Origin of the sequence: Streptomyces colwelliae, assembly GCF_048158785.1 — a bacterium.
GTDB lineage: Bacteria > Actinomycetota > Actinomycetes > Streptomycetales > Streptomycetaceae > Streptomyces.
The window spans coordinates 1-11,514 of the sequence record NZ_JBLTJC010000334.1; the positions used below are offsets into that span (position 1 = coordinate 1).

The 11,514-nt window shown below is 69.1% G+C and carries 12 protein-coding genes; 7 read left to right on the forward strand and 5 right to left on the reverse strand.

Features of this window, described 5'->3' with window-relative positions; genetic code table 11:
• Positions 1 to 2,244 (reverse strand): transglycosylase domain-containing protein (locus ACNFOC_RS42200; RefSeq protein ID WP_416964315.1); only part of this gene is annotated, 2,244 nt, incomplete at its 3' end.
• A 235-nt stretch (positions 2,245 to 2,479) separates the two neighbouring features.
• Here ACNFOC_RS42200 and ACNFOC_RS42205 point away from each other — a divergent pair.
• The 5 genes from ACNFOC_RS42205 to ACNFOC_RS42225 all read left to right on the forward strand — a co-directional run bounded on the left by ACNFOC_RS42205 (position 2,480) and on the right by ACNFOC_RS42225 (position 7,297).
• Positions 2,480 to 3,406 carry an SPFH domain-containing protein gene (locus tag ACNFOC_RS42205; protein ID WP_416964316.1) on the forward strand — a complete coding sequence of 309 codons (927 nt, stop codon included), beginning with the start codon at positions 2,480 to 2,482 and terminating at the stop codon, positions 3,404 to 3,406.
• Positions 3,403 to 3,642 carry a type II toxin-antitoxin system antitoxin gene (locus ACNFOC_RS42210; protein ID WP_416964317.1) on the forward strand — a complete coding sequence of 80 codons (240 nt, stop codon included), beginning with the start codon at positions 3,403 to 3,405 and terminating at the stop codon, positions 3,640 to 3,642. Before ACNFOC_RS42205 ends, ACNFOC_RS42210 begins: the two co-directional genes overlap by 4 nt.
• A gap of 105 nt (positions 3,643 to 3,747) precedes the next feature.
• The gene (locus ACNFOC_RS42215; RefSeq protein WP_416964318.1) at positions 3,748 to 4,272 is read left to right on the forward strand and encodes a PadR family transcriptional regulator; all 525 of its coding nucleotides are present in this window, start codon (positions 3,748 to 3,750) and stop codon (positions 4,270 to 4,272) included.
• Complete coding sequence (locus ACNFOC_RS42220) at positions 4,269 to 4,961, forward strand: ABC transporter ATP-binding protein (protein WP_416964319.1); 693 nt, start codon at positions 4,269 to 4,271, stop codon at positions 4,959 to 4,961. Before ACNFOC_RS42215 ends, ACNFOC_RS42220 begins: the two co-directional genes overlap by 4 nt.
• Entirely contained in the window at positions 4,958 to 7,297 is a 2,340-nt protein-coding gene (locus ACNFOC_RS42225; protein ID WP_416964320.1) for an ABC transporter permease, read from the forward strand. Before ACNFOC_RS42220 ends, ACNFOC_RS42225 begins: the two co-directional genes overlap by 4 nt.
• A gap of 35 nt (positions 7,298 to 7,332) precedes the next feature.
• Here the strand turns inward: ACNFOC_RS42225 and ACNFOC_RS42230 are convergent, their stop codons facing one another.
• From ACNFOC_RS42230 to ACNFOC_RS42245, 4 genes are all read right to left on the reverse strand, one after another.
• Complete coding sequence (locus ACNFOC_RS42230) at positions 7,333 to 7,761, reverse strand: hypothetical protein (protein ID WP_026150674.1); 429 nt, start codon at positions 7,759 to 7,761, stop codon at positions 7,333 to 7,335.
• Positions 7,762 to 7,765: 4 nt separating this feature from the next.
• Positions 7,766 to 8,125: a roadblock/LC7 domain-containing protein gene (locus ACNFOC_RS42235; protein WP_019058494.1), complete on the reverse strand. Its 360-nt coding sequence runs from the start codon at positions 8,123 to 8,125 to the stop codon at positions 7,766 to 7,768.
• Positions 8,126 to 8,196: 71 nt separating this feature from the next.
• Positions 8,197 to 9,102 (reverse strand): MarR family transcriptional regulator, encoded by a 906-nt coding sequence (locus ACNFOC_RS42240; RefSeq protein WP_416964321.1) that lies wholly within the window; start codon positions 9,100 to 9,102, stop codon positions 8,197 to 8,199.
• Positions 9,103 to 9,280: 178 nt separating this feature from the next.
• Positions 9,281 to 10,258: a LysR substrate-binding domain-containing protein gene (locus ACNFOC_RS42245; protein WP_416964322.1), complete on the reverse strand. Its 978-nt coding sequence runs from the start codon at positions 10,256 to 10,258 to the stop codon at positions 9,281 to 9,283.
• 135 nt (positions 10,259 to 10,393) lie between these two features.
• On the opposite strand from ACNFOC_RS42245, the gene ACNFOC_RS42250 reads away from it, so the two are divergent.
• Together ACNFOC_RS42250 and ACNFOC_RS42255 are read left to right on the forward strand one after the other, a co-directional pair.
• On the forward strand, positions 10,394 to 10,948 hold the full coding sequence (locus ACNFOC_RS42250) for a peroxiredoxin (RefSeq protein ID WP_416964323.1): 555 nt from the start codon (positions 10,394 to 10,396) through the stop codon (positions 10,946 to 10,948).
• Positions 10,949 to 10,954: 6 nt separating this feature from the next.
• Complete coding sequence (locus ACNFOC_RS42255; RefSeq protein ID WP_019058498.1) at positions 10,955 to 11,488, forward strand: alkyl hydroperoxide reductase; 534 nt, start codon at positions 10,955 to 10,957, stop codon at positions 11,486 to 11,488.
• Positions 11,489 to 11,514: the final 26 nt, after the last annotated feature.

The following is an 11,514-nucleotide window of genomic DNA, read 5'->3' on the forward strand; positions in this document are numbered from 1 at the left end:
CCCCGACCCCGACGACGGAGTGGGTGACTCCGTCGTCGGGGTCGGGGACGGCGACTTGGTCGTCGGCGTCTCGGACGGTGTCACCGTCGGGGTCGGGGTCGGCGTGGGCGTGTACGTCGGCTCGACGGCCGCGCCCTGGTCGGTGTCCAGGTCGAACTTGCCGTTCGCCTTGGTCACTCCGAACATGTACGTCGCCCAGATCTGCGCCGGGTAGCCACCACCGTTGATACGGCCGCCGCCCGCGGTGATCAGGCCGGTCGCACCGGTCAGCGTGACCTGATCGTGGGACTTGGCGTCCTCGCCGAACAGGCCCACCGAGGTGACCAGGTCGGGCGTGTAGCCGGTGAACCAGGCCGACTTGTTGTTGTCGGACGTACCCGTCTTGCCCGCGACCTGCTGCCCGTCACGCTTGCTGTTCTCGGCCACCGACTGCTTCGCCGTACCGTCGTCGACCACACCGGTCAGCACCGAGGACACCGTGTCGGCGGCCTCGCGCGGGATGACCTGGGCGCCGATCGGGTTCGGCATGGTGACCGTGCGCGTGTTGTGCGCGACCGACTTGATGATCGCCGGGGTGACCTTCTTGCCGTGGTTGTCGAAGGTGGCGTAGACGCCGGCCATCTCCAGCGGGCTCGCGCCCATGGTGCCGAGGGTCTGCGCCGGTACGGCCTTCAGGTCGCCGGGGTCCATGCCCAGCTGGGCCGCCGTCTTCATGACCTTGTCCATGCCGACGTCGACACCGAGCTGCGCGAAGACGGAGTTGATCGACTTGTTCATCGCCGTCTGGACGGTGACCTTGCCGTAGTCCTGGTCGTCCTCGTTCTCCGGCGCGAACGCGATGTCGCTGCCCACGACCGGGCGCTTGCTGGTGCCGTCGTAGAGCGTGTTGGTCGTGATCGTCTTGCCGGACTGTGTCTTGGCCTCGTCGGCCAGGGCCGCCGCCAGGATCACCGGCTTGAAGGTGGAGGCGGGCTGGTAGTCGGTGCGGGTCGCGTTGTTCGTGTAGTGCTCGGTGTAGCCCGAGCCGCCGTACATCGCCACGACCGCGCCCGTCTTCGGGTTCACGGAGACCGCGCCGGGCTGGACGTTGCCGTCGACCTTGCGCTTCTTCTTGTCGAGCTTGCTGGTCAGCTGGGACTTGACCGACTTCTCCAGCTGGGCCTGCTTCTTCTTGTCGATGTTGAGCGTGATCGTCCAGCCGCCCGCGCTGACCAGCGTCTCGGCGTCCTTGGCGTTGGCGGCCTGCCCCGAGGCGATCAGCTGCTTCTCCAGGGCCTGGTCGGCGGCGTACACCATGTAGCCGGTCTGGCCCTCCATGCCGGGCTCGGCCTTGGGCTCCTTCGGGACCGGGAACGTCATGGCCTCGCGCTTGGTGGAACTCAGCCAGTCCTGCTCGACCATGTTGTCCAGGACGTAGTTCCAGCGCGCCTGCACCAGCTTCCGGCCGGTGTCGGTCGCGGCCTGCCAGTCGTACTGACTCGGCGCCTGGAGCAGCGCGGCGAGATAGGCGCCCTGCGGGACGGTGAGGTCCTTGGCGTCCTTGCCGTAGTAGGCCTGGGCGGCGGCCTGGATGCCGTAGGCGCCACGGCCGTAGTAACTGGTGTTGATGTACCCGGCGAGGATGTAGTCCTTGGACTTCTCGCGGTCCAGCTTCAGCGAGATGACCATTTCCTTCAGCTTGCGCGTGACGGTCTGGTCCTGCGTCAGGTAGAAGTTCTTGACGTACTGCTGGGTGATCGTCGAACCGCCCTGCGCGCCCTTGCCGGACAGCGTGTTGAGCAGACCGCGGGCGGTGCCCTTGAGGTCGACGCCGGCGTCGCTGTAGAAGGTCTTGTTCTCGGCGGCGACGAACGTCCTCTGGACGTCCTTCGGGACCTGCGAGAGGTCGACGTTCTCGCGGTTCACATCGCCCTGGCGGGTCATGACCGAGCCGTCGCTGTACTTGTAGACGTTGCTCTGGAGCTTCGCGTCGGCGTTGCCCGCGGGGATGCTGATCATCATGTAGAGCACGATGAACGCGCCGATCCCGAGCAGGCAGAGACCGAGGAACGTGCCGAGGATCTTCTTCCAGGTGAAGAGCCTGCGTATGAAGCTCTTACCGTTCTTGCCGCCCTTGCCGTCCTTCGCGCCCGCGGCTCCGGTGTCGGGGGAGGCGTTCTGGGCCGCCCCCGACGAGCGGCGGGTCTTGGGCGCCGCGCGGTGGCCACCGCGTTGGCGCGCTCGTCTCTCTTCCGCTCGTCCCATGAGTCCGTTCCGCTCCGCTTCGCTCTCTTGTGCTGTGGTGTCACACAGGTTCGCCCGTCAAGTCAGCTCAGAAAGCTAACACCAGGAGTTGTGACAAAGGCCTGTCGATCCGGTCCATTACGGACGTGACAATCAGCACCCGTCCTTATGGAACCGACGTACGAGAGGGGGTGAGGGTTGCCGTAGCGGGGTAAAGTGTTATCACTTTGATTTAACGAAGCTACGGGGGAACACCATGACCACCGAAGTACCCGCAGACGTACCCGCCATGCCCGCTCCGCGCGTGCGGGAGTTCGCCGCGCACAGCATCGGCGGCGCGCTCGCGCTCGTCCTCGGCCTGACCGGGCTGCTCGTCTCCGCCGGGCTGCTGGTCACAGCCGGTGCGGTCGACGCGGGCGGCGCCAAGGCCGCGCTGATCATCGGCGGCATCCTCGTCCTGCTCGCCGCGTTCATCGCGATGCGCGGGCTGAACACGGTCGCGCCGGGCGAGGCGCGGGTCGTGCAGCTCTTCGGGCGGTACCGGGGGACGATCCGGCAGGACGGGCTGCGCTGGGTGAACCCGTTCACCTCGCGCACCAGGATCTCGACCCGCGTCCGCAACCACGAGACCCCGGCCCTCAAGGTCAACGACGCCTACGGCAACCCGATCGAGCTCGCCGCCGTCGTCGTCTGGAAGGTCCGCGACACCGCGCAGGCCACCTTCGAGGTCGACGACTACACCGAGTTCGTCGCCACCCAGACCGAGACGGCCGTACGGCACATCGCCATCGAGTATCCCTACGACGCCCACGACGAGGGCGGGTTGTCGCTGCGCGGGAACGCCGAGGAGATCACCGAGAAGCTCGCCGTCGAACTGAGCGCGCGGGTCGAGGCGGCCGGCGTCCAGATCATCGAGTCCCGCTTCACGCATCTCGCGTACGCGCCCGAGATCGCCTCGGCGATGCTCCAGCGGCAGCAGGCCGGTGCGGTCGTCGCAGCCCGGCGGCAGATCGTCGACGGAGCGGTGGGCATGGTCGAGGCCGCGCTGGCCCGGATCACCGAGCAGGACATCGTGGAGCTGGACAACGAACGGAAGGCGGCGATGGTGTCCAACCTCTTGGTGGTGCTCTGCGGGGACCGGGCGCCGCAGCCCGTGCTGAACACGGGGACCCTTTACCAGTGACCGAACCTTCCGAGCCCTCCGAGGCGAAGCGCCGGCCGCAGCAGCGCAAGCAGGTGCTGCTGCGGCTGGACCCTGCGGTGTACGAGGCTGTTGCCCGGTGGGCCGGTGATGAACTGCGGTCCGCCAATGCGCAGATCGAGTTTCTGCTGCGGCGAGCTCTGGCGGAGGCGGGTCGGTTGCCCGGTGAGGCCGGGCCGCTGCCCCGTCGCGGCCGCCCGCCCGCGCCACCTCAATGACAGAACCGTGACAATCGGCCCCCACCTGCGGATCCACACCCCCCGCCATGATCTACACACGGTGCGTATACACACCGCGTATACCCCGTGTGTAGAGTGCTCGGCATGTCCATCGGTCACACCCTTCTGGGGCTCCTGGAGTCCGGCCCGCGTCACGGTTACGACCTGAAGCGGGCCTTCGACGAGAAGTTCGGTCACGACCGGCCGCTGCACTACGGCCAGGTCTACTCGACGATGTCCCGACTGCTGAAGAACGGTCTCGTCGAGGTCGACGGGATCGAGGCGGGCGGCGGTCCCGAGCGCAAGCGGTACGCGATCACCGACGCCGGGGTCACCGACGTACAGAAGTGGCTCGCTACGCCGGAGAAGCCCGAGCCGTATCTACAGTCGGCCCTCTACACCAAGGTCGTCCTCGCGCTGCTCACCCACCGCAACGCGGGCGAGATCCTCGACGTGCAGCGCTCCGAGCATCTGCGCAGCATGCGCATCCTGACCGACCGCAAGCGCAAGGGCGATCTCGCGGACCAGCTGATCTGCGACCACGCCCTCTTCCATCTGGAGGCCGACCTGCGGTGGCTGGAGCTCACCGCCGCGCGCCTCGACAAACTCGCCGAGGTGGTGGCCAAGTGACGACACATCCCGCCGGTTCCCTGCTCGCGGCCCATGAGCTGCGCAAGGCCTACGGGCCGACCACCGCGCTGGACGGCGCGGAGTTCTCCATCCATCCCGGTGAGGTCGTCGCCGTGATGGGGCCCTCCGGGTCCGGGAAGTCGACGCTGCTGCACTGTCTCGCCGGGATCGTGCCGCCCGACTCGGGCTCGATCATGTACGGCGGGCAGGAGATGGCGACGATGAGCGACGCCCAGCGCAGCGCGCTGCGCCGCTCGGAGTTCGGGTTCGTCTTCCAGTTCGGGCAGTTGGTGCCGGAGCTGACCTGCGTCGAGAACGTCGCCCTGCCGCTGCGGCTGAACGGCACGCACCGCAAGGAGGCCGAGCGCACCGCGCTCGCCTGGATGCAGCGGCTGGAGGTCGACGACCTCGCGAAGAAGCGGCCCGGTGAGGTCTCCGGCGGACAGGGGCAGCGCGTCGCCGTGGCCCGCTCGCTGGTCACCAGCCCGCGGGTGCTGTTCGCCGACGAGCCGACCGGCGCGCTCGACTCGCTCAACGGCGAGCGCGTGATGGAGCTGCTGACCGAGGCGGCCCGGTCCACCAACGCCGCTGTCGTGCTGGTCACGCACGAGGCCCGGGTGGCCGCCTACTCGGACCGCGAGATCGTCGTACGGGACGGCAAGTCCAGGGACATGGAGCGCACCGTATGAACTCGCGTCAGTGGGCGGCCGATCTGGCCATGGGGGTGCGGTTCGCCTTCGGCGGCGGGCGTGAGGGCTGGGTACGGGCCGTGCTGACGGCCGTCGGCGTCGGGCTCGGGGTGGCTCTGCTGCTGCTCACGACCGCACTGCCGAACGCGCTGTCCGAGCGGGACGCGCGCGGCAACGCCCGGATGGACTTCACGTACAGCGGCAAGCAGTTGGCGAAGGCGGACAACACCGTCATCGTCGCCGACACGGACACCACGTTCCGCAGCAAGGACGTCCGCGGCCGGCTGCTGGAGCCCGAGGGTGCCAAGGCTCCGCTGCCGCCGGGGGTCGCGAAGTTCCCCGCGGTGGGCGACATGGTCGTCTCCCCCGCGCTGGACAAGTTCCTGAAGTCCGACTCCGGGAAGCTGCTGCGCGAGCGGCTGCCCTACCGGATCACCGGCACCATCGCGGACCGAGGGCTCATCGGGCCCGCCGAACTCGCCTACTACGCGGGCGGGAAGGGACTGGAAGGGCGTCAGTCCGGGGGCACCGTCGAGCGCATCAACTACTACGGGCCCTCGCCGGGCAGCCAGCCGGACGAGCTGGACCCGGTGCTGCTCCTGCTGATCCTGATCGTGTTCGTCGTGCTGCTGCTGCCGGTCGCCGTGTTCATCGCGGCAGCCGTGCGCTTCGGCGGCGAGCGCCGGGACCGGCGGCTCGCGGCCCTGCGTCTGGTCGGTGCGGACGGGCGGATGGCACGCCGGATCGCGGGCGGCGAGGCGCTCGCGGGGGCGCTCCTCGGGCTCGTCTTCGGCACCGGATTCTTCCTGGCCGGGCGGCAGTTGGCGTCTCTCATCGACGTGCGGGACATCAGCCTGTACCCCAGCGACCTCAACCCGTCGCCCGCGCTCGCCCTGCTCGTCGCCGTCGCCGTACCGGCCGCGGCCGTGCTGGTGACGCTGTTGGCGCTGCGCGGGGTCGTCATCGAACCGCTCGGCGTGGTCCGCAAGGCGAAGCCGCCGCGGCGCCGGCTGTGGTGGCGGCTGCTGCTGCCGCTGGCCGGCCTCGCGATGCTCTACCCGATGACCGGCAAGGGCGACTCCAACGGCAACTTCAACCAGTGGCTGGTTATCGGCGGCACGGTCCTGCTGCTCGTCGGTGTCACCGCGCTGCTGCCCTGGGTCGTCGAGGCCACCGTGGCCCGGCTGAACTCCGGCTCGGTGTCCTGGCAACTCGCCGTCCGCAGGCTCCAGTTGAGCAGCGGTGCGGCCGCCCGGATGGTCAACGGCATCGCGGTCGCGGTGGCCGGGGCGATCGCCCTTCAGATGCTGTTCTCCGGCGTCCAGGGCGACTACACCAAGCCGACCGGCAACGACCTGAACCGGGCCCAGATGGAGGTCTCCGTCGGCAGCGGCACCTCGCTGGCCGACGCCGACCGGAACATCGCGGGGACCAAGGGCGTGAGCGGTACGTCGGCCGTCTCGCAGACCACGGTCGGCGACCGGGCGAAGAACCCGGACGACGAGCTGGGAGTGGCCGTCGGCAGCTGCGCCCAACTGCGTGAGGTGGCCCGCCTGACGGCCTGCCGCGACGGTGACGTCTTCCGGATCACCAGCAGCGACAGCGGGACCGCCGCCATGACGAAGCGGCTGTCCAGCGCCGGCCGAACGGTGTACTTCGACCCGTCGTACGACGAGATGCCGAGCGCACCGGGTGCCTGGAAGGTACCGGCCGGAGTGAAGACGGCGACCCCGCGCGAGGACCCGACCGGCTACGCCCGCGACGGGCTGCTGATCACCTCGGGCGCGCTGCCCGCGAGCGCGGTGAAGGGCCTGGACCAGAGGGTGTTCGTCTCGCTGGACCAGTCGGTGCCGGACGCGAGCGACTACGTACGGAACACCGTCGCGACGATGGACCCGCTGGCGGACGTGTTCACCCTGGCGAGCAACGACGTGTCGCCGCAGTTCCGTTCGATCCGCACCGGGCTGTTCGTCGGTGCCACCTGTGTGCTGCTCCTCATCGGGGCGAGTCTGCTGGTGTCGCAGCTGGAGCAGTTGCGGGAGCGCAAGAAGCTGCTGTCGTCGCTGGTCGCCTTCGGCACCCGGCGGCGCACGCTGAGCCTGTCGGTGCTGTGGCAGACGGCGATCCCGATCGGGCTCGGCCTGGTGCTGGCCACGGTGGTGGGGCTGACGCTGGGCGCGGTGCTGCTGAAGATGAGCGCCACCGCGGTGCGCATCGACTGGGCCAGTGTGCTGGCGATGTCCGGCATCGGCGCGGGGGTGGTCCTGGCGGTGACCCTGCTGAGCCTGCCGCCGCTGCTGCGGATGATGCGGCCGGACGGGCTGCGCACGGAGTAGTCCGCCCGCAGCCGTCCGCTCGTCTCACCGGCGTCTCAGAGTCCGTACTCCCGCACCACGCGCCGGACTTGGGCGAAGAGCATGCCCACGTTCACGGACTTGCGGCAGACGACCACCGCGACGACGTCCTGTTGCTCGGTCATCCGGACGAACAGATGGGTGAGGTTCTCGCTGTTGACGAGGATCTCCTGGAAGTAGTGGTGGTCACTGGTGATCCCGCGGCGTTCCTTGAAGACGTCCTCGATCATCGCGACCGTCCGGCCCTGGAACAGGTCGAGGGTCGCACCCGCCAGCAGGTCGAGGACCTCTGGCGGGTGGTTGTCGATGGTCTCGTACGACAGCAGCATGCCGGTGGACATGTCGACCACACCCGAGGCCACACAGTCGGGGGCATCGGTGCGGAGGGTTTTGACCAGGCCCATCACCTGGTCGGAGAATCCTGGAGTCATACGTTTTGTCGCCATCCCTTCACACTCCTTCTGACGCCTTCTCAGTGAGGATCGACTCGATGCGGTCGAGCGTCGGCCGGGCCGCGAGGTGCAGCCGGTCCACGTCCATCCCCTCGTCGCCGAGCACCACCATCAGCGCGGTGTCGCCGACGGCGTAGGTCGCGGCGCAGCCGTGACTGCCGTACGTCACCGTCTGGCGCAGCGTGCCGCGGTCGGTGGCCGCGGCGGTGCGCCGGGCCAGTCCCAGGCCGGCCGCGGCCAGCGCGGCGAGGGCCTCCGGGTCGATCGTGTCGGCGGTGTCGGCCGCGATGAGCAGCCCGTCGGCCGCCGTGAGCGCGGTGTCGGTGATGCCGGTCACCTGTTCCCGCAAGGTGCGCATTTCCAATGTCAGGGCTTTGTGATCCACTTACTCAACTCCCCTAAAAACTGATCGCATTGTGTCCATGGTGTTCATTTCGGGGTTCCGTTCCGCAGCCGGAAGAACCCTTTCCAACCCGCCCCGCTCTTTTCGGGGACGAGAGTTTCGGTGATGCCGCTGGCGCCCGGATTCCGCCGGGGCAGAGTGGTGGGCGCGGTGAACTGCGATGGCGCGGGCGCCGGTTCACGACGGCGTACGACAGGCGCCTCGGGCGGCAGCCGGACCGCGATCGGCACGGGTGCGTCCGCGCACTCCAGCAGCCCCTCGGCGAGCATCCGCGCGACCTCGGCGGTGACGGTGTAGACCGCCCGCCCGGTACGGAACGAGAGATCGCGAGCGGTACGGCGGCCGTCGACCTGGGCGAGCAACTCCCGTTGCAGCACCCCGAGTCCGGCCTCGTCGAGGACGCGGGCCGGGGGCCGCGGACGTTCCCGGTCGGGGCGTACGGGATACGGCAGCGCGGCGATCGCGGCGGCTTTCCGGGCCGCGTCCTGGAGCAGCCTGGCCGACGGCTCGCCGAGCGAGACCGGGGCGAACGGCCGCTCTTCCGGGGCGAGTTCGCAGTCGTCGACGTCTCCGGCGACGACCGCGAAGGCCGCGTCGTGGAGGGCCAGCACACACACGATCCGCAACTGGGCGGCGCCCGCGTACCCGTGGGCGACCAGCCCGTCCAGCGGCCAGCGCGTGCCGCCCGACTCCCGTACCAGATCGGCCCATTGCTCGCCGCCGATCCGGCCGGAGCGCAGCAGCAGCGCCTCGGGTCCTGGAGCACCGGGACTCTCCACGGCGACGACGAGTCCGCGGCGCAGATGGAAGGTGCCGCCGGGTCTGCCGGACACCCGCAGTCCTCCGGTGAACTCCTCGCGCCCACAGGTCGCGAGAGCCCGCGCGAGCAGGTCGTGACCGGCCCGGCCGAGGGAATCCCGAATGCCCGACATCACTCCCCTAGGCTTTTCGTACACGCAACTGACGTGTAGCGCTGAGGGGTGAAGGTGTATCAGTCGGCGCGCATATTCCGGACGGCTTTCTTCCTACCTGCCTGCGGGTGACGGAAGTTGAGAATTCCCGCCGTTCGATTTCCTTTGTCCGACGCTCATTTGACCGAACGGGGGCGGGTCAGTGGCCGGTCGGTGCGGGGCGGTCACCGCCGCCCAACACCCGTACCGGCAGCGGTCGCAGCGCCTCGCGCAGGGCGGCGGCCAGCTCCTGGTACTCGGCACGGCGGGCCGCGCCGGTGCGCATCGCGAGGGCGATCCGGCGGGTCGGGGCGGGCTCGGTGAAGTAGCCGGTGAGGAGTCGGTCGCTGCGGGTCGTCTCGACGCGCACGGCGGTACGCGGCAGCAGCGTGACCCCGAGCCCGCCGGCGACCAGCTGCACCAGCGTGGACAGCCCGGCCGCGGTCGTGGTCACCGGAGCGTCCGCCCGCCCCGCCTCCCGGCAGATGTCGAGCGCCTGGTCGCGCAGGCAGTGCCCCTCGTCGAGCAGCAGCAGGTTCAGCTCACGCAGTGCCTCGCGCGGGATGCCGGACCGGCCTCCGAGGGGATGGTCAAGCGGGGTGACGAGCACGAAGTCCTCGTCGAACAGCGGGAGTTCGACCACGCCGGGCACCCCCAGCGGCACGGCGAGCAGCAGCAGGTCGAGGCGCCCGGTGGTCAGCCCTTCCAACAGGTTCGCGGTCTGCTCCTCGTGCACCTGGAGGTCGAGGTCCGGGTACCGGTCGTGCACCAGCCGCAGCACGGTCGGCAGCAGATACGGCGCGACGGTCGGGATGACCCCGAGCCGCAGCGCCCCGGTGAACGGCGCCCGCACCGCCTCCGCCTCCTCCAGCAGCGCCACGACCTCCTCCAGCACCGCCTTCGCCCGTACGGCCAGCCGCTCACCGGCGGGCGAGAGCAGCACCTTGCGGGTCGTGCGCTCCAGGAGGGTGACCCCGAGGGTCTCCTCCAGCGCGGCGACGGCACCGGAGAGGGCGGGCTGGCTCATGCCGATCGCGGCGGCGGCGTCCCGGAAGTGGAGGTGCTCGGCGACCGCGGAGAAGGCCCGCAGCTGCGCCAGGCTGGGCTGGCGCCTCTTACTCGTATTACTAACGGTCACTGATAACCGCCTCCGATCAACACGACCCAGTGTAGCTATTTCCACAATCAATGCACGTTGTGCCAGGATCGGGGCCGACCAAACCACGAGAAGCACCCATTCCGCTTGGGTGCTTCTCCGCTGCAAGGAGTGCCTGTGCTCACTGTCGGTGACAAGTTCCCGTCGTTCGATCTGACCGCCTGTGTCTCGCTGGAGAAGGGCAAGGAGTTCGAGCAGATCGACCACAAGACCTACGAGGGCAAGTGGAAGATCGTCTTCGCGTGGCCCAAGGACTTCACCTTCGTGTGCCCCACCGAGATCGCCGCCTTCGGCAGGCTGAACGACGAGTTCGCCGACCGTGACGCCCAGGTGCTCGGCTTCTCCGGCGACTCCGAGTTCGTCCACCACGCCTGGCGCAAGGACCACGACGACCTGCGCGACCTGCCGTTCCCGATGCTGGCGGACTCCAGGCACGAGCTGATGCGCGACCTCGGCATCGAGGGCGAGGACGGCTTCGCCAAGCGCGCGGTGTTCATCGTGGACCAGAACAACGAGATCCAGTTCTCCATGGTGACCGCGGGCTCGGTCGGCCGTAACCCGAAGGAGGTCCTCCGGGTGCTCGACGCGCTCCAGACCGACGAGCTCTGCCCGTGCAACTGGACCAAGGGCGACGACACGCTCGACGCGGGCGCGCTGCTGGCCGGGGAGTGACCTGAGATGTCACTGGACACCCTGAAGTCCGCCATACCGGACTACGCCAAGGACCTGAAGCTCAACCTCGGTTCGGTCATCGGCAACTCCGACCTGCCGGCCCAGCAGCTGTGGGGCACGGTCCTCGCGACGGCGATCGCCTCCCGGTCGCCGCTCGTGCTGCGGGAGTTGGCGCCCGAGGCGAAGGCCAACCTGTCGCCGGAGGCGTACAGCGCGGCCAAGTCCGCCGCCGCGATCATGGCGATGAACAACGTCTTCTACCGGACGCGTCATCTCCTCTCCGACCACGAGTACGGCACCCTGCGCGCGGGGCTGCGGATGAACGTCATCGGCAACCCCGGGGTCGACAAGGTCGACTTCGAGTTGTGGTCGTTCGCGGTGTCGGCGATCAACGGGTGCGGGATGTGTCTCGACTCGCACGAGCAGGTGCTGCGCAAGGCAGGCGTTGAACGGGACGTGATCCAGGAGGCGTTCAAGATCGCGGCTGTGGTGGAGGCGGTGGGGGTTACGTTGGAGGCGGAGGCGGTTCTGGCTGAGTAGGTTCGGCTTTCCGCCCGGCTGCTGGG